Genomic DNA, 18,183 nt, shown 5'->3' with positions numbered 1-18,183 from the left:
GCAGGCCGCCCCGTTCGTCCTGTGCTGTGCCGTCCTGTGCTGTGCCGTTCCGTGCCGTCCCGGGGTCTTCGTGGGTGTCCTGCTGCTGTGTGGGCCCGGCGCGCCCGATGTCCCGCGAGGCCCCCGTTCATAGGACAGCCGCCTCGGCGCGCCGGTTCACCGGCGTCATTATCTCCTTTGCGGGCGGGGCTTTCGAGATTTTGATCACCCGGGAGGTGTGCGATCATGGCGGCGTGAAGTGGCGGCCGACGGTCCTCGACTGGGTGAGGATCGGCGTGCTGGCCGCGGGCCTGCTCTGCGTGGCCACGGGGTTGCTCCCCGGCGCGGAGGCCGCCGCGAACATCCGGCGCATCGGCCCCTTGCTGCTCTTCCTGGCCGCGGTGATCGTGCTGGCCGAGCTGACCAAGGAGGCGAATGTCTTCGACGTGCTCGCCGGCCGGTTGGCGATCATCGGCCGCGGGAACTATGCCGCCCTTTTCGTGCTTTGTACGGCCTTCGCGTCATTTGTCACGATATTTCTGAATCTGGATACGACGGCGGTGCTGCTGACGCCCGTCATGCTCGCCCTCGCGCCGCGCGCCCGCATCACCCCGCTGCCCCTGGCCATGACCACGATCTGGCTGGCCAACACCGCGAGCCTGCTGCTGCCGGTGTCCAACCTGACCAACCTGCTCGCCATGGGCCGGGTCGGCCTGTCCACGCGCGACTTCGCCGGCCGCATGTGGGCGCCGCAGGCCGCCGCCATCGCCGTCACCATGCTGCTGCTGTGGATCTTCTTCTGGCGGCGCGGCGAGCGCGGCGAGGACCGGTACACGCCGCCGCCCCCCGCCCTCGTCGGCGACCCGGTGCTGTTCGGCGTCGCTTCCGTGGCGTGCGTGTTGTTCATCGCCGCCATCCTCGCCGGCGTCCAGATCGGCGTCGCCGCCGCCGTCGCCGCCGTGATCGTCATCGCCGCCTTCGCCTGGCGCGACCGCGCCAAGCTCACCTGGTCGCTGTTCCCCTGGCAACTGCTGGTCTTCGTCAGCGGGCTCTTCCTGGTCGTCCCCACCCTCAGCCGGTACGGCCTGAACGACCTGATGCGCGGCCTGATCGGGTCCGGCGGCGACGCCCTCGGCGACTACCGCGCCGCCGCCGCCGGGGCCGCGCTGTCCAACGTCGTCAACAACCTGCCCGCCTACGCCGCGGGGGAGGCCGTGATCCCGGCGGCCGGCCACGACCAGCTGCTCTCGCTGCTCATCGGCACCAACGTCGGGCCCGTCATCACCCCGTGGGCGTCCCTGGCCACGCTGCTGTGGTTCGAATGGTGCCGCCGCCGCGGGGTGAAGGTGCCGATGGTGAAGTTCGTCCTCACCGGGCTGACCCTGGCCGTGACCGGGCTCGCCGCCACGATCGCGGCTCTGCTGCTCACGGCCTGAGCCCCGCGCCGCGCTAGGCGCGGGCCCGTGCCGTGGCCGCCGTGACCAGGCCGAGCAGGTCGTCCACCAGGGCCGGGCGCGCGGCGACGAAGCTGCGCCGCTCCGGCGGCAGGTCGGTGCGCCCGTCGAAGCGGCTCCCGTCGAAGCCGCGCACGGTCAGCCCCGCCTCCTGCGCGATGAGCAGGCCGCCGGGCAGGTCCACCGCCTCGGCCCGGTACCCCACCACCGCGTCGATGTCGCCCCGGGCCAGCAACACCCAGCCCAGCAGCGGCGCCCACAGTTGCAGCACCCGCCGCGCGCGCACGTCCAGCGCCGTCTTCAGCGCGCGCAGGGCCGGGTCGTCCCTGGCCACGCCGTGCCCCTGCGTCCAGGCCAGCACCGGGCCGTGCGGGGTGGCGCGGGCGGGGCGGTACGCCAGCGGGCCCGCCGGCCCGGACGCCCCCTGCCCGCGGACCGCCCACCAGGTCTGCCGGGCCACCGGGTCGTGGACGACGCCGAGCCGGGGCAGGCAGGCGTGGCACAGCGCGACGCCCACCACGTACAAAGGGAGCCCGAGCGCGACGTTGTTCGTGCCGTCCAGCGGGTCCACCAGCCACGTCCACTCGCCGTCGGGGGCGCCCGACACGCCCGACTCCTCCGCGACGACGCGGTGGCCGGGGAAGGCGCCCTGGATGCGTTCGAGCAGGAGCTTCTCGGCGGCGACGTCCAGGTCGGTGACGATGTCGCCGCCCTCCTTGGCGCGGACCCCCAGCGTCCCTCGCACGCGCTCCCTCAGGAGATCTCCCGCGGCCTCCACGGCCGCCACCGCCACCCGGCGAGCGTGATCGAGATCCATGAGCCCTCCAAGGTCCGCGCTAGGTGCGCGCCAGGTGGTCCGCGGCCAGCCGGGCGGCCCGCGCGGTCTCCTCATCGTCGCAGCGTTCCCGCGTCACGCGGTGGGAGCGCGTGCCGAGCGGGCCGAGCGACAGGTCGGCCGCGCCCGCGCGTCCGCTGCCCAGCGCGATCGTCGCGGTGTCGACGCCGTCGGGGATCACGCTGCGGTGGAACACCCCGGCGGGCATCGTGTAGACGTCACCGGTGCGGTACACCCCGGCGGCGCCCTCGCGGAAGGTGACGGTGCGGCCCGTGGGGCTGATGCTGTCCACGCCGCCCGCGCTGACCACCTCCATGAGCTGGTGGGTCGCCCCCGTCGCGCTGTCGCTCACCCCGACCAGCTCGTTGCGCACCTGGCCGTACAGCACGTAGCTCACCAGGTCCCAGCTGTGGCAGTGGACCTCCGAGGTGGTGTTGCCCGCGCGCGGCAGGTCCGCCGACCACAGGTGGAGGCAGACGCCGCACGCGCCGCCGCGCTCCACCGGCAGGCAGACGAAACCGAGCGGATGGCGCACCGCCCTGATCGCGGAACGTCCCGCGGCGACGTCCTCCAGCAGGCCGAGGACCCGGCGCGGCAGCGACCGGGAGACGGCGCCCGAGGTCAGCTCGTCGTGCAGTTCCTGATACTTCATGGCTAATACGGATTCTTCGCGCGGATGGCCTTGCGGATGATCTCGACGACGTCGCGGTCCGTGTAGGAGCGCGGCAGGCCGAGGCCGAGCGCCTCGAACAGCTTGCGCGTCTCGTCCACGGTGGGCTCGTCGCCGAGCGTGGCGGACCTGGCCGCCTCGATGGGGACCCGGCGCGTCTGGTCCAGGCTGGCCAGCAGCTCGGTGGAGCAGTGGTCGTAGTAGAAGCTGCCCCGCCTGCTCATCAGGGCGCGGTTCGGGTCCTCGACGGTGATGATCACGTAGCCGGCCGACATGTCCCAGCGGAACGTCGTCATCGTGGACGACAGGCCGAGGTCGATGTCGAGCAGGCTGAACCTCTGACGGTGCCAGCAGGCCGCCAGGATCGTCGCGTACGACTCCTTGCGGGTGCGGTCCACCGTCCAGAACTCGCCGGTGCCGTCCGGGGTGTCCGACACCGACCTGCGGAAACGGACGTACGCCTCGCACACCCCGGCGTGCGTGGGGTCGATGATCTCCAGGCGCACGAGCAGCGCCTTGCGCTCCCTGCGGGCGGCGAGTACCAGGTCGGGCAGCGTCACGGCGCGCATGTACGTGCCCGTGCCGCCCTTGAAAATCCAGCGGTCGGTGGCGCGCCTGGCCTCCGCGTGCGCCTCGGCGATCTCGTCGGCCCCGTTGAGCACCTCGACCACCTGCAGGTCGTCCAGCACGCGGCGCGCGCTCTCGACCACGGCCTCCAGCCGCTCCAGGCGGTCCAGCCGCGCCGGGAGACCGGCCAGGGCGCCCGAGGTGGTGCGGAAGTTCTCCTTGATCGTGTCTTCCATGGGCTCCTGACGCCACCGGTCGCGCAGGATGGCGGCGGTCAGCAGGCCCAGCACCAGCAGCGTGACGCCGCTGATCAGGTCACTCTTGCTCTGGCCGAGGATCTTGTCGTCGGAGGTGAGCCCCAGGAAGGCGATGAACAGCGCCAGGACCAGGGCGACGACGCCGTCGGCGTTCTTGCCCACCCACGCCACGAACTTCCCCATGCGTTCCACAGCGTTACAGCGCCCGCCCTCGACGATCAGTCAGCCCCGCCGTCATGTCCCCGCCGTCATGGTAACGAGAAGGCAAAACCTGGGCCAGTGCCGCGCGGGACAGCACCTGTTCACGCCGCGTTCTCCGGGTTCCCCGCGCCCGTACGCCGGTCCCGCCCCGGCCTCGTCCGGCGGGCGGGCGGAAATGTCGGTGGCCCGGCGTAGGTTATGGAGGTGTGAGGCCGGTAACTGATTTGCAGCGCAAGGTGGCGCCCTTCGAGGTCGTCACCGACATGTCCCCGTCCGGTGACCAGCCGACGGCCATCGCCGAGCTGGAGCGCCGCGTCAAGGGCGGTGAGAAGGACAACGTCCTGCTCGGCGCCACGGGCACCGGCAAGACGGCGACCGTGGCCTGGCTCATCGAGCGGTTGCAGCGCCCGGCTCTGGTGATGCAGCCCAACAAGACCCTCGCCGCCCAGTTCGCCAACGAGCTGCGCGAGATGCTGCCCAACAACGCCGTCGAATACTTCGTCTCTTACTACGACTACTACCAGCCCGAGGCGTACGTCCCGCAGACCGACACCTACATCGAGAAGGACTCCTCGATCAACGACGAGGTCGACCGCCTGCGCCACTCGGCGACCAACTCGCTGCTGACCCGCCGCGACACCGTCGTGGTCGCCTCCGTCTCGTGCATCTACGGCCTCGGCACCCCGCAGGAATACGTCGACCGCATGGTCCGCCTCAAGGTCGGCCAAGAGATCGAGCGCGACCGGCTCCTGCGCCGCCTCGTCGACATGCAGTACTCGCGCAACGATCTCGCGTTCACCCGGGGCACCTTCCGCGTGCGCGGCGACACGATCGAGGTCATCCCGCAGTACGAGGAGCTCGCCGTCCGCATCGAGATGTTCGGCGACGAGATCGAGAAGCTGGCCACGTTGCACCCCCTCACCGGCGAGGTCATCACCGAGGACGCCGAGCTGTACATCTTCCCGGCCTCCCACTACGTCGCCGGCCCCGAGCGCATGGAGCGCGCGATCCGCGACATCGAGGAGGAGCTCGCCGCCACCCTGGCCCGCATGGAGAAGCAGGGCAAGCTGCTGGAGGCCCAGCGGCTGCGCATGCGCACCACCTACGACATCGAGATGATGCGCCAGGTCGGCACGTGCTCCGGCATCGAGAACTACTCGCGCCACATCGACGGCCGCGAGGCCGGCTCCGCGCCCAACACCCTCCTCGACTACTTCCCCGAGGACTTCCTGCTCGTCCTGGACGAGTCCCACCAGACCGTCCCCCAGATCGGCGCGATGTACGAGGGCGACGCCTCCCGCAAGCGCACCCTGGTCGACCACGGCTTCCGCCTTCCCTCCGCCATGGACAACCGCCCGCTCAAGTGGGAGGAGTTCCTCGACCGCATCGGCCAGACCGTCTACCTCTCGGCGACGCCGGGGCCCTACGAGCTGGGCCGGGCCAAGGGCGATGTGGTCGAGCAGGTCATCCGCCCGACCGGCCTGGTCGACCCCGAGGTCGTCGTCAAGCCGACCAAGGGGCAGATCGACGACCTGGTCCACGAGATCCGCGAGCGCGCCGAGAAGGACGAGCGCGTCCTGGTGACCACCCTCACCAAGAAGATGGCGGAGGATCTCACCGACTACCTGCTGGAGCTCGGCATCCGCGTGCGCTACCTCCACAGCGAGGTCGACACGCTGCGCCGCATCGAGCTGCTCCGCGAGCTGCGCATGGGCGAGTTCGACGTCCTGGTCGGCATCAACCTGCTCCGTGAGGGCCTCGACCTGCCCGAGGTCTCGCTGGTGGCCATCCTCGACGCCGACAAGGAGGGCTTCCTGCGCAGCGAGACCTCCCTGATCCAGACCATCGGCCGCGCGGCCCGCAACGTCTCCGGCCAGGTCCACATGTACGCCGACCGCGTCACCCCGTCCATGGAGCGCGCGATCGACGAGACCAACCGCCGCAGGACCAAGCAGGTGGCCTACAACGAGGCCAACGGCATCGACCCCCAGCCCCTGCGCAAGAAGATCGCCGACATCCTCGACTCTCTGGCCAGGGAGGACGCCGACACCGACCGGCTCCTCGGCGCCGGCCGCCAGCAGAGCCGCGGCAAGGCGCCGGTCCCCGGCATGGCCGCCGCCCGCCAGGCCGGCCAGCACGCCAAGGCCATCGCGGGCGAGATGCCCCGCGCCCAGCTCGAATCCCTGGTCCAGTCGCTCACCGAACAGATGCACACCGCCGCCGCCGACCTCCAGTTCGAGGTCGCCGCCCGCCTCCGCGACGAGATCAAGGAACTCAAGCGAGAACTCAGAGACATGCAGGAGGCCGGCGTCCACTGACCCCCGGCCCATCCCGTCCGCTGACGCACCCGCCCTACCCGCCCGCCCAGAGTCGTCCACGCCGCCTCACCCCACCCACCGCCGGGAGGCGCCTGCGGGCGGTGGGTGGGGCGGCTCGTCAGGCTTCGGAGTTCTAGGGAAGTCGAGGCCGCCGCACGTTCTCGGTGACGTCGCCGGGCGTTAGGGTGGAGATCACGCGGCGGAACAGGCGCCGGTTCGTCGGAGATGTGATCGCCGGCCGATGCGCGGGGTCATGTGTGGCGGTCACCGGCGGGCACGCGGACAAGTCCGGCGGGGTTCAATGGCGGCCCCACGCCGGACAGCCCGCGCGCACGTGCTCTCCCTGCCTCCCGGCGAACTACGGCCCTCCAGGGTCGGTCGGTGCGATCGGGGCCGACTGGTGAAGCCGGCCTGTGTCGACCGGCGGGGGTTGGCTGAACCGACCAGTGAAGTTCGGTCTATGTCGACCGGTGCCGACGAGGGCGGATCAACGCCGATCTGTGCCCATCAATGCCGATCAGTGAAGGAAGGTGGCCGTGATGACCGCCGAACCGGCGCCTGGCCATAGGTGGGGACTTCATGAAGCCGGCGGTGAGCGGGGTCTTTCCGGCGTGTCGCACGACTCGGCGTGGCTGGTCGAGGAGGCGTCCCTGGTGCTGGTCGAGGTGACGCTGGACGCGGTGGCCGAGATGGGCGATCTCTCATTGACGCAGCTCAGGGCACTGCTCGCGGTCGATCGGCACGGGCCGCTGAACCTCAGCTCTCTCGCCACCCGGTTGAACATGTCACTGTCCGCGGCCGGTCGAATGGTGGACCGTCTCGACGGCTCCGGCCTGCTACGGCGCTTCCCCGCCCCGCACAGCAGGCGCGAGATCCGTATCGAGACCACCTCGGACGGACGCGAGGTTCTGGAACGGCTGCGCTCGGCACGACGGCGCCGCATCGGCACGGTCCTCGAACGCCTCACCCCCGACGCCCGTGCCCAACTGACCCACGTCCTACAGGAGTTCACCGCCGCAGACGCGTCCCGAGACCACGACGACTTGTAGAGATCCTCCGTAGCTTCCGTGAGCTTCCGTGCCACCGATCATGGCGCTGGTTGTAGCCGGAAGTGAGGGTTGCGGGCGGCTGCCGAACTGGCAGAGGTCTGTGAGCCCCACCCGTGCGGGTCCGTCGTGGCTGGCCGCCGTTGGCCCACCCATAAGCGCGCGCCCCGGGGGCGCTGGTGATGGGTGTCGTGGTGATCGGGCGAGTCTGAGTGGTCCGTCCGCGCCGTAGGACCCGCACGGGTGGGCTCCCATACCTATCCCAGCCCCGAAGACACCGGCTCCGCGCCCACAATCCCTCACTTCCAGCTACAACCAGCACCACGGTCGGTATCACTGACGTACGTGGGCACTTGATGTGCTGGGTCAGTTGCCTGTGTCTGTCGCCCTCCTCGAAAGATCTCGCGACGTGAACGACCGCCCACACCCACCCTGATCACCACGACACCCCGGCCGACCGTCCTACGGCGCGTACGGAGGACTCAGACCCGTACCGACCGGCCACGACACCCCTCGTCGGCCCTCCCGTAGGTGGGGTTTGGGGTGGGTTCGGGGGCCGTTATTGGTGGGGAGAATGGGTTTTTACATCTTGGTATTCAGAGAGTTGACATCGATTGTTAATAGTGTTGCCTTTTGGTGGACTTTGGGGGGGTTTTCGGGTCTGAATGAATGGCTGGTGGCGTTGTTAGATTCCGTCTGACGACTGTTGCATGATAGAAACTGTTTCTCGTCGGACAGTTACCGTGCGTCCTGGATCAACGTCCCGAGGCGTCGATCAGCGGATTCGGCGTCGGTCGTGTTCGCGAGGGCGGCGGCCATGGCCAGGGGTGTGGCGCCATGCCACGGAGAGGTCGGCGGCATGTTCGGTCGTGCGCCCAGAGCGCTCGCGGAGAAGGCGGCGGCCACCGCCGCGCGGCGGCTGCTGGAGGCGGGCAAGCTGCTCCACCGTTCCGACACCTCGCCCGACCTGCGGGCCCTGTACCGGCCGGGTGACCGCGTCAACGACGCGCCCTATCGCGAGCGGTGGGCCCACGACCGGGTGGTCCGCTCCACCCACGGCGTGAACTGCACCGGCTCGTGCTCCTGGAAGGTGTACGTCAAGGACGGGCTGATCACCTGGGAGACCCAGCAGACCGACTACCCGAGCGTCGGCCCGGACCGCCCGGAGTACGAGCCGCGCGGCTGCCCCCGTGGCGCCGCCTTCTCCTGGTACACCTACTCGCCGACCCGGGTGCGCTACCCGCACGCCCGGGGCGTGCTGGTGGAGATGTACCGCCAGGCCAAGGCCGAACTGGGCGACCCGGTGGCGGCGTGGGGGAGTGTCGCCGGGGACCCGGACCGGCGCCGGCGCTACCAGTCGGCCCGCGGCAGGGGCGGCCTGGTGCGGATCGACTGGGACGAGGCGCTGGAGATCGCCGCGGCCGCGCACGTGCACACGATCATGACCTACGGCCCCGACCGGGTGGCGGGGTTCTCGCCGATCCCGGCGATGTCGATGGCCTCGCACGCGGTGGGGGCCCGGTTCATGGCGCTGATCGGGGCGCCGATGCTGTCGTTCTACGACTGGTACGCCGACCTGCCGATCGCCTCGCCGCAGGTGTTCGGGGACCAGACCGACGTGCCGGAGTCGGCGGACTGGTGGGACGCGGCGTACCTGATGCTGTGGGGTTCGAACGTGCCGGTCACCCGCACCCCGGACGCGCACTGGATGGCCGAGGCCCGCTATCGGGGGCAGAAGGTGGTCGTCGTCTCGCCGGACTACTCGGACGCGACCAAGTTCGCCGACGAGTGGCTGCACCCGCATCCCGGGACCGACGGCGCCCTGGCGATGGCGATGGGGCACGTCATCCTGACGGAGTTCTTCGTCCGTGATCCGGTGTCCCGCTTCACCGACTATGTGCAACGCTTCACCGATCTGCCGTTCCTGGTCACGCTGACCGAGCGGCCCGATGGCGGCCACGCGCCCGGCAAGTTCCTCACGGCCGCCGACGCCGGCCTCGGCCCCGAGGAGGGGGCGCGCTGGCGCCCGGTGCTGGCCGACGCGCGCGACGGGCGGATCACCGTCCCCGCCGGCACCCTCGGAGACCGGTGGACCGAGGCGGGGGCCGGGCGGTGGAACCTCGACCTCGGCGAGGTCGATCCGCTGCTCAGCCTGGACGAGGAGGGCGGCGAGACCGCCGAGGTCGTGCTGCCGCGCTTCGACGAGGATGGCGGCGTGGTCCGCCGCGGCGTCCCGGTGCGCCGCGTGGCGGGCCGCCTGGTGACCACCGTCTACGACCTGCTGCTGGCCCAGTACGGCGTGGCGCGCCCCGGTCTGCCGGGCCGGTGGCCCACGGGGTACGACGACGCCTCGCTGCCGTGCACGCCCGCCTGGCAGGAGCGGATCACCTCGGTCCCGGCCGCCCGCGTGGCCCGCATCGCCAGGGAGTTCGCCGAGACGGCGCGCAAGACCGGCGGCCGGGCGATGATCGTGATGGGCGCCGGCACCAACCACTGGTTCCACTCCGACACGATCTACCGCTCGTTCCTGTCGCTGCTGCTGCTCACCGGCTGCCAGGGCGTCAACGGCGGTGGCTGGGCGCACTACGTGGGCCAGGAGAAGGTGCGCCCGCTGGCCGGATGGCAGCAGCTCTCCACGGGGGCCGACTGGGTTCGCCCCTCGCGGCAGATGGCGGGGACGCCCTACTGGTACGTCCACACCGACCAGTGGCGGTACGAGAAGTTCGCGGCGTCGGCGCTGTCCAGCCCGGCGGGGCCGGGCCTCTTCGGCGACCGGCACACCGTGGACCTCGTGGCGCAGTCGGCCCGGCTGGGCTGGATGCCGTCCTACCCGACCTTCTCCGCGAACCCGCTGAAGCTCGGAGCCGAGGCGCGGGCGGCCGGCGGGGACCCGGCGCGGTGGGCGGCCGGCGAGATCGCGGCCGGGCGGCTCCGCTTCGCCTGCGAGGATCCCGACGCGGAGGAGAACTGGCCGCGCGTGCTGACCGTGTGGCGGGCCAACCTGATCGGGTCCTCGGCCAAGGGCAACGAGTACTTCCTGCGCCACCTGCTCGGGGCGCGGGACAACGCCGCGGCGCGCGAGGCTCCCCCCGAGGCGCGTCCCCGGGAGGTGACGTGGCGCGAGGAGGCGCCGCGCGGCAAGCTCGACCTGCTGCTGGCCCTGGACTTCCGCATGACCTCCACCACGTTGTCCGCCGACCTCGTGCTGCCCGCGGCCACCTGGTACGAGAAGCACGACCTGTCCAGCACGGACATGCACCCGTACGTCCACGCCTTCTCCCCGGCGATCAGCCCGCCCTGGCAGGCCCGCACCGACTTCGAGATCTTCCACGGGCTGGCGCGCCGGATCAGCGAGCTCGCCGTGGGGCGTCTGGACACCGCACACGACCTCGTCGCGACGGCGCTGCAGCACGACACGCCCGGCGAGGTCGCGCAGCCGGGAGGGACGGTCCCCGACTGGCGCGGGGACGGCCGCGCGCCCGAGCCGGGCCGGGACATGCCCGCCATCGCCCTGGTGGAGCGGGACTACACCGCGATCGCCGGCAAGCTCGCGGCCTTCGGCCCGCTGGCCGAGGAGCAGGGCATGACGGTCAAAGGCGTCACCGTCCACCCGGTCCCGGAGGCGGGCTGGCTGGCCGCGCGGTGCGGCCGGGCCCCCGCCGGGCCGGCCGAGGGACGTCCCCTGCTGGACACCGACGTCAAGCTGTGCGAGGCGATCCTCGCCCTGTCGGGCACCACCAACGGCCGCCTCGCCGCGGCGGGCCTGTCCGCGCTGGCCGCGCGCTGCGGGCCCGGCACGGGGCTGGCCGAGCTGGGCGCCGCCGTCGCGGAACGCCGGGTGGTGTTCTCCGACACCCAGGAGCGGCCGGTGCAGGTCGGCATGAGCTTCGAATGGTCGGGCAAGGAGGCCCCCGACCGCCGGTACGCGCCGTTCACGATCAACACCGAGAACGCCAAGCCCTGGCACACGCTCACCGGCCGCCAGCACTTTTACCTCGACCACGACTGGATGGCCGAGTACGGCGAGCAACTGCCCATATATCGGCCTCCTCTGGACATGGCCGCGCTCGCAGAGGACGCCGGGGACACGGCTGCCGCCGACGCGTCCCCGGACGGGCGCGCGGTGGCCGTCCGCTACCTCACGCCGCACTCCAAGTGGTCCATCCACTCCGAATATCAGGAGAACCTCCTGATGCAGACCCTCGCCCGCGGCGGCCCGGTCATCTGGATCAGCGTCGAGGACGCCGCGGCGATCGGCGTGGCCGACAACGACTGGATCGAGGCGGTCAACCCCAACGGCGTGGTCGTCGCGCGCGCCGTCGTCTCCCACCGCATGCCGCCGGGGACGGTGTTCATGTACCACGTCCAGGAGCGGCTGGTGAACGTCCCCAAGTCGCAGGCCACCGGCCGTCGTGGCGGGGTGCACAACGCCCTCACGAGGCTGCTGGTCAAGCCCACGCACCTGATCGGCGGATACGGCCAGCTGTCCTTCGCGCCCAACTACTACGGGCCCACGGGGAACCAGCGCGACGCGGTCACCGTCATCCGCCGCCGCTCCCAGGAGGTGATCTACTGATGCGCGTGATGGCGCAGGTCGCCATGGTGATGAACCTCGACAAATGCATCGGCTGCCACACCTGTTCGGTCACCTGCAAGCAGACGTGGACCAACCGGGCGGGCACCGAGTACGTCTGGTTCAACAACGTCGAGACCCGGCCGGGACAGGGGTATCCGCGCGGGTACGAGGATCAGGACAAGTGGAAGGGCGGCTGGCGGCTCAAGGGCGACAGGCTCGTCCCGCGCGCCGGGGGCCGCGTCCGCCGCCTGACCCGCCTGTTCGCCAACCCCGAGCTGCCGCTGCTGGACGACTACTACCAGCCGTGGAGCTACGACTACGAGAACCTGACCGCCGCGCCGCTCGGCGACGACGTGCCGACCGCGCCGCCGCGCTCGCTGATCGACGGCGCGCCCACCGCCGTCACCTACGGCCCCAACTGGGACGACGACCTGGGCGGCGGCCCCGAGCATCTGGCGGGCGACCCGATCCTGCGCAAGATCGGGCAGGAGGTGCGCCTGCGGTACGAGCAGTCGTTCATGTTCTACCTGCCGCGCATCTGCGAGCACTGCCTCAACCCGTCCTGCGTGGCCGCCTGCCCGTCCGGCGCCCTGTACAAGCGGATCGAGGACGGCATCGTGCTGGTCGACCAGGACCGGTGCCGCGGCTGGCGCATGTGCGTCACCGGCTGCCCCTACAAGAAGATCTACTTCAACCACGGCACCGGCAAGGCCGAGAAGTGCACGCTGTGCTACCCGCGCATCGAGGCCGGCGAGCCCACCGTGTGCTCGGAGACCTGCGTCGGACGCCTGCGCTACCTGGGCGTCATCCTCTACGACGCCGACCGGGTCGGGCAGGCCGCCGCCGTCCCCGACGAGCGCGACCTGTACGGCGCCCAGCTCGGCTGCTTCCTGGACCCGGACGACCCGGCCGTGGCGGCGGCGGCCGAACGGGCCGGCATCCCGCACCAGTGGGTGGAGGCGGCCCGCCGCTCCCCGGTCCACGCGCTCATCTCCCGCTACCGCGTCGCGCTGCCCCTGCACCCGGAATACCGCACGATGCCGATGGTCTGGTACGTGCCGCCGCTGTCGCCGATCGTGGACGCGCTGGCCGAGACCGGCAACGACGGCGAGGACGCGGGCAACCTCTTCGGCGCGATCGAGACCCTGCGCATCCCGGTGGAGTACCTGGCCGAGCTGTTCACGGCCGGGGACACCGGGCCGGTCGAGGCGGCCCTCGGCCGGCTGGCCGCGATGCGCGCCCATATGCGCCGGGCCAACCTCGGGGAGGAGCCGGACCCGCGCATCGCCGCGGACGCCGGCATGACCGCCGGGCAGCTTGAGGAGATGTACCGGCTGCTCGCGCTCGCCAAGTACGACGAGCGGTACGTCATCCCCACCACGTACGCCGCACCGTCCGTCCCCGGCGCGGACGGGTGCAGTCTGGAGGTCCCGGGCGGGCCCGGCATGCTGGAGCCGTCCGCCGCCTCCGTCGAGGGCTTCCACCGGCCCCCGGCCGACGACCGCCTGCGCGGCCGCGTCAACCTGCTGAACTGGGACGGCAAGGGGCTGCCCACCGGGCTGTTCCCCCGGCGCGGGGAGCAGAGCTCATGATCGTCCCCGCCCTCGGCCCCACTCTCGGCGCGGCCCTCCATCCATCCGGGCCCGTGCTCGGCGCGGCCCTCCATCCCGCGTTCGGCTCCATTCCCGGCGCGGCCCTCCATCCGTCCGGGCCCGTGCTCGGCGCGGTCCTTCCACCCGTGCTGGGAACGGCGTTCGGTCCGGTGATCGGCGCCGTCGGCCGCCTGCTGCCGGGCCGCGCGTCCGGCCGGGCCGTCCACCAGGCGGCGTCCCTGCTGCTCACCTACCCCGGCGCCGACTGGCGGGACCGTCTCGCCCTCGTCCGGCGGGCGCTCGCGCCGCTGCGCGGCGACCCCGCCGCCACGCTGCGCGGCTTCTGCGCCGGCATGGCCGCCGCCGAGCCGCTCGGCCTGGCCGCCGAGTACGTCGCCACCTTCGACCGCAGCGCGCGCCGCACCCTGCACATGACCTACTACACCGACGGCGACACGCGCAGGCGCGGCGCGTCGCTCGCCGAGATCAAGGCGCTGTACCGGGCGCACGGCTGGCGGCCCGATGACGCGGAGCTGCCCGACTTCCTGCCGCTCATGCTGGAGTTCGCCGCCCGCTGCCCGCGGCCGGGCGCCGACCTGTTGTGGCGGCACCGTCCGGGCCTGGACCTGCTGCACGCGGCCCTGTGCCGTCACCGCAGCCCCTACGCCGACGTCGTGGCGGCCGTGGCGCAGACCCTGCCGCCCGCCCGTCCGGGCCCCGCCACGCCGCCGGTGGAACGTGTGGGCCTGGACCCGTTCCCGGCCGCGCCCGCCGGATCCCCACGGGAGGTTCGCCGATGAACGGCCTGCAGATCGCCGCCTGGGGCGTGCTGCCCTACCTAGTGATCATGCTGTTCCTCCTCGGCAGCGTGTGGCGCTACCGCCACGACCGGTTCGGGTTCACCACCCGCTCCAGCCAGATGCACGAGAGCCGCCTGCTGGCCGTCGGCGGCCCGATGTTCCACTACGGGCTGCTGTTCGTGATCGCCGGTCACGCCGTGGGGCTGCTCGTGCCCGAGAGCCTGACCGAGCGGATGCACGTCCCCGAGTCGCTGTACCGGCTCAACGCCCTGATGGTCGGCGGGCTGGCCGGCGCGGCGACGGTGGCGGGGCTCGCCGTGCTGGTGTGGCGGCGGCTGCGGGTCCGCGCGGTGCGCCGGGCCACCAGCCGCAGTGACCGCTTCACCTACCCGATCCTGGCCACGGTGCTGCTCGCCGGCCTGTGGGCGACCCTGGGCGAGGCCGAGAGCCCTTACGACTACCGGCTGGGCGTGTCGGTCTGGTTCCGCAGCCTGCTGATGCTGCATCCGGACGTGCCCGACATGGCGCACGCGCCGCTGGTCTTCCAACTGCACGCCGCGCTGGCCATGGCCCTGTTCGCCCTGTGGCCCTTCAGCCGCCTCGTGCACGCCTTCGCCGCCCCGGTCGGCTACCTGGTGCGCCCTTACGTCGTCTACCGCCGCCGCGGCGGAGCCGTGCCCCCTGCCACCGCGCGGCACCGGCCATGACCTCCGCGACCGGGCCCGGCGGCACTCTCCCGCCGGCGCCGGCCGGGCGGTCCCGATGGCATCGCGCGCTGGTCACCGCGGCGCAGGCCGCGGTGTGCATCGCCGTCCCGGCGGTGGTCGCGTGGGTCAGCGGGCAGCCGTTCGTGTTCCCCTCCCTGGGGCCGACGGTCTTCCTGGCGCTGACCTCGGCCTCCACCCCGGCCGCGAGCCCTCGCAACACCGTGGCCGGGCACCTGATCAGCGCGAGCGCCGGGTACGCCGCGCTGGCGCTCACCGGCCTCACCCGCGCCGGCCCCGACCTGTCCCATCCCAACGGTCACCGCGTCGCCGCCGTCGCCATCGCGCTCGCGCTGACCGCGGGCGGGATGCTGCTCGGCGACCTGCCCCACCCACCCGGCGGCGCCACCACCCTGATCGTCGCCCTCGGCCTGCTGCGCACGCCCGGCCAGCTCACGATCCTCATGGCCGCCGTGGTCACCACCACGGGCGTCCTGGTCACCGTCAACCGGCTGTCCGGCCGCTCCTACCCCCTCTGGTCACCCGCGTCCCGGGAAGCGGCGTCCGAACGGAGGGCCCGGGAGGCGGCGGCCGAGCGGATGTGCCGGGAGGCGGCGCGGTGCCTGGCCGGGGCGATGACCAGCGCGGTGTGGCCGGTGGCCCGCGTCCGGGTGGCCCGCCTCCTCGGCCGGGGCGACAGCGGGCGCGAGAACGCGGTCGCGGCCCGCCTGAACGCCTCCCGCGCGGCGCTCCTGGAGACCAAGGACCCCGTGGCGACGGCCGCCCACTGGACCGCCGACTTCCGCACCCTCCTCACCCGCGACCCCACCGCCGCCCGCACCCTGTCCGCCTTCACCGACACCATCACCTACCTGCTCCGCGCGATCCCCGCCCCGGCGTCCAGGACCGGTCCGCTCCGCGAGGAGCGTACGCATGGTCACGGCTAGCCGATCAGCTTGCGGAAGTCCAGGTCGATGTCCACGTCGAAGCCGATGTCGGTGCGCAGGCGTCCGCGGTGGATTCCGGTGGGGACGTACGCTCTGACGGCCGGGTCGAGTTCGTAGGTGTAGGCCACGGCGTCGCGCTCCTCCAGCTCGACGCGCCACAAGAACTTGATCCCGGCGTTGGAGTACTTGATCGGTTTGGCGCTCCGGTCGCGTTCCTCGGAGTCGGGTGCGACGACCTCCACGACCAGGTGGACCTCGTCGGGGGTGTAGGAGGTCTTCGAGAGGTCCTCCATGGCCTCTCTCTTCACCACCAGCACGTCAGGTTCGGGGCGTTGTCTCAACCCCAGCGTCACCGACATCTCGCGCGCCACGGCCAGCCCCTCGGGCGGCCGGATGCCCAGTTCCCTGTCGATGAGCAGATTGATCATGAGCATGTGGAACTGCGTCTGGGGGGACATCATGATGAGGGACCCGTCGATGAGTTCGACGCGCCGGGGGGCGTCTGGGGGAAGATCGTCCAGCATGTCGGCGGTCCAGCCGTCCTTCGGGCCGGGGTAGAACCACTCGGGGAATGCCGTGGTCATCCGGTCGACTCCTCCCTGCCGGCGTCAGGACCCTACGCGACAGCACCATCCTGCCACGCTCCGTAGCCTTCCGGGGTCGATGGCTATGACGGCTGGGATGCCTGGGAGAGGCGTTGGGCGCGGCGGGCTCTGCGGCGGCGTAGGGCGCGGAGGAGGAAGAAGGCGGGGATGGCGAGGACGATGAGGGCGAGGATGACGAGGGCGGGGAAGAAGACGGCGACGAGGCTCATGCCGAGGGAGCCGGCGTCCTCGACGGTGCTGATGACGGGGGCTCCGGCGCCGACGGTGGTGGCGTTGACGACGGGGCGGGCCGAGGACTTCATGACGTGGACGACCAGGGCGACGCCGATGCCGACCACCCAGCCCACCCAGGGGTTCTCGGCCATCCAGGCGGAGTGGTCGAGCTGGGAGGCCGCCTGGGTGGCGCTGAACACGACGCCGCCGGCCGCCGGGCGCACGGCCGTCTGGATCATGTCGTTGACGTGGTCGACGACGGGCACCTTGTCGAGCACGATCTCGGCGAGCAGCAGGACGGCGATCACCGCGAGCACCCAGCCGTTGGTGAGCCAGGCGTAGTCGCCCGGTAGTTTCACCCTGTCGGTGAAGTTGGCCAGCAGACCGACCACCAGCAGGGGGATGTAGGCGTTCAGCCCCGCAGCCGTGGACAGGCCGAGGCCGGTCAGCGCCGCCAGCATTTCGCATCCCTCCACCACGACGATTCCTCACACCGCAACGAAGACCGATTGCCCCGCGTTCCCGTCCGCAACCGTGCGTGGCCGTGACCAGGAGGGGAGTCAAGGCCGCGGGCCGCGGGGATCGGCGGGGAGGGCTCAGGCGCCGGGGCGGAGGGCTCGGAGGGGGTTGGGGTCGGCGGGGCCCGGGGTGTGCCAGCCGTCCTCGGGGGAGTAGCGGCGGACGATCTTGGCGGGCACGCCGGCGATGACGCAGTGGTCGGGGAACTCGCCGCGCACGACCGCGCCGCCGGCGACCACCGACTGCCTGCCGATGCGGGTGCCCGGCAGGATGACGGCCCCGGTGCCGACCCAGGACCCCGCCCCGATGACCACGGCCTTGTTGCGCGGCCACTGGCGGCCGACGGGCGTGTCGGGGTCGTCGTACACGTGGTTCTGGTCGGTGATGTAGACGTACGGCCCGGTGAAGACGTCGTCGCCGATGTCGATGGAGTGGTGCCCGACGATGTGGCTGCCGCGCCCGATCGAGCAGCCGCCGCCGATGCGGACGATGGAGTCCGGGCCGAGGTCGACGCCGGGGCCCATGCCCGCCGAGATGGAGACGCGCTCGCCGACCAGTGTGTGGTCGCCGATCTCGATCCACCCCTCGCCGAAGATCGCCCCGGGCGGGAAGGAGAGGCACGCGCCCTCGCCGAGCCGGCGGAAGCGGTAGCCGGCGGGGGTCCTCGGTGTGATCGCGCCCGCCGCCCGGATCGCCGACCACGCTCGGTGTACGAGGCCGGTCAAGATCCGGCGAATACCATCACGGGGTGACATAACCGGAAAAGTTACCGCTTGGTTAGCATGCTGGGAACGGACGCCCGGGTGATGTTCGGGCACTTCGCAAGCGTGCTTTGATATTCTGAGAGCCCGTGGACACGCGGTCGCCCGTCGGACGGCCACGCTCACAACGGACCACGGG

General features: G+C 71.8%; 14 protein-coding genes. 8 read left to right on the top strand and 6 right to left on the bottom strand.

Going from position 1 to position 18,183, the window contains the following annotated elements:
- Window positions 1-233 precede the first annotated feature (233 nt).
- The gene (locus BJ982_RS30890) at window positions 234-1,415 is read left to right on the top strand and encodes an ArsB/NhaD family transporter (RefSeq protein ID WP_239123161.1); all 1,182 of its coding nucleotides are present in this window, start codon (window positions 234-236) and stop codon (window positions 1,413-1,415) included.
- A 13-nt stretch (window positions 1,416-1,428) separates the two neighbouring features.
- Here BJ982_RS30890 and BJ982_RS30885 read toward each other — a convergent pair whose 3' ends face one another.
- The 3 genes from BJ982_RS30885 to BJ982_RS30875 are packed head-to-tail and all read right to left on the bottom strand — an operon-like array spanning window position 1,429 to window position 3,945.
- Window positions 1,429-2,250 (bottom strand): inositol monophosphatase family protein, encoded by an 822-nt coding sequence (locus tag BJ982_RS30885; protein WP_184885859.1) that lies wholly within the window; start codon window positions 2,248-2,250, stop codon window positions 1,429-1,431.
- Window positions 2,251-2,269: 19 nt separating this feature from the next.
- Window positions 2,270-2,920, bottom strand: a complete 651-nt coding sequence (locus BJ982_RS30880; protein WP_184885857.1) for a hypothetical protein — start codon at window positions 2,918-2,920, stop codon at window positions 2,270-2,272.
- Window positions 2,921-2,922: 2 nt separating this feature from the next.
- The gene (locus BJ982_RS30875) at window positions 2,923-3,945 is read right to left on the bottom strand and encodes a hypothetical protein (RefSeq protein ID WP_184885855.1); all 1,023 of its coding nucleotides are present in this window, start codon (window positions 3,943-3,945) and stop codon (window positions 2,923-2,925) included.
- Window positions 3,946-4,169: 224 nt separating this feature from the next.
- On the opposite strand from BJ982_RS30875, the gene uvrB reads away from it, so the two are divergent.
- From uvrB to BJ982_RS38710, 7 genes are all read left to right on the top strand, one after another.
- Window positions 4,170-6,281 (top strand): excinuclease ABC subunit UvrB, encoded by a 2,112-nt coding sequence (gene uvrB, locus BJ982_RS30870; protein WP_203959216.1) that lies wholly within the window; start codon window positions 4,170-4,172, stop codon window positions 6,279-6,281.
- 611 nt (window positions 6,282-6,892) lie between these two features.
- Window positions 6,893-7,330: a MarR family winged helix-turn-helix transcriptional regulator gene (locus BJ982_RS30865; RefSeq protein ID WP_184885853.1), complete on the top strand. Its 438-nt coding sequence runs from the start codon at window positions 6,893-6,895 to the stop codon at window positions 7,328-7,330.
- A gap of 856 nt (window positions 7,331-8,186) precedes the next feature.
- Entirely contained in the window at window positions 8,187-11,903 is a 3,717-nt protein-coding gene (locus tag BJ982_RS30860; protein WP_184885851.1) for a nitrate reductase subunit alpha, read from the top strand.
- Complete coding sequence (gene narH / locus BJ982_RS30855; RefSeq protein WP_184885849.1) at window positions 11,903-13,495, top strand: nitrate reductase subunit beta; 1,593 nt, start codon at window positions 11,903-11,905, stop codon at window positions 13,493-13,495. The genes BJ982_RS30860 and narH overlap by 1 nt, the downstream gene beginning before the upstream one ends.
- Window positions 13,492-14,295 carry a nitrate reductase molybdenum cofactor assembly chaperone gene (gene narJ, locus BJ982_RS30850; protein WP_184885847.1) on the top strand — a complete coding sequence of 268 codons (804 nt, stop codon included), beginning with the start codon at window positions 13,492-13,494 and terminating at the stop codon, window positions 14,293-14,295. The genes narH and narJ overlap by 4 nt, the downstream gene beginning before the upstream one ends.
- A complete protein-coding gene (narI, locus tag BJ982_RS30845; protein ID WP_184885845.1) occupies window positions 14,292-15,002 on the top strand; it encodes a respiratory nitrate reductase subunit gamma in 711 nt (236 codons plus the stop codon). Before narJ ends, narI begins: the two co-directional genes overlap by 4 nt.
- Window positions 14,999-15,946 carry an HPP family protein gene (locus BJ982_RS38710; RefSeq protein ID WP_203959215.1) on the top strand — a complete coding sequence of 316 codons (948 nt, stop codon included), beginning with the start codon at window positions 14,999-15,001 and terminating at the stop codon, window positions 15,944-15,946. The genes narI and BJ982_RS38710 overlap by 4 nt, the downstream gene beginning before the upstream one ends.
- Here the strand turns inward: BJ982_RS38710 and BJ982_RS30835 are convergent.
- From BJ982_RS30835 to BJ982_RS30825, 3 genes are all read right to left on the bottom strand, one after another.
- On the bottom strand, window positions 15,943-16,530 hold the full coding sequence (locus BJ982_RS30835; RefSeq protein ID WP_184885843.1) for a Uma2 family endonuclease: 588 nt from the start codon (window positions 16,528-16,530) through the stop codon (window positions 15,943-15,945). The two genes, BJ982_RS38710 and BJ982_RS30835, sit on opposite strands and share 4 nt — an antisense overlap.
- An 83-nt stretch (window positions 16,531-16,613) precedes the next feature.
- Window positions 16,614-17,240 carry a DUF4126 domain-containing protein gene (locus tag BJ982_RS30830; protein WP_239123160.1) on the bottom strand — a complete coding sequence of 209 codons (627 nt, stop codon included), beginning with the start codon at window positions 17,238-17,240 and terminating at the stop codon, window positions 16,614-16,616.
- A 120-nt stretch (window positions 17,241-17,360) separates the two neighbouring features.
- Window positions 17,361-18,008, bottom strand: a complete 648-nt coding sequence (locus BJ982_RS30825; protein WP_239123158.1) for an acyltransferase — start codon at window positions 18,006-18,008, stop codon at window positions 17,361-17,363.
- Window positions 18,009-18,183 lie beyond the last annotated feature (175 nt).

The sequence above is a fragment of the Sphaerisporangium siamense genome, from assembly GCF_014205275.1.
GTDB lineage: Bacteria > Actinomycetota > Actinomycetes > Streptosporangiales > Streptosporangiaceae > Sphaerisporangium > Sphaerisporangium siamense.
This window is presented reverse-complemented; position numbering and strand designations above follow the sequence as displayed.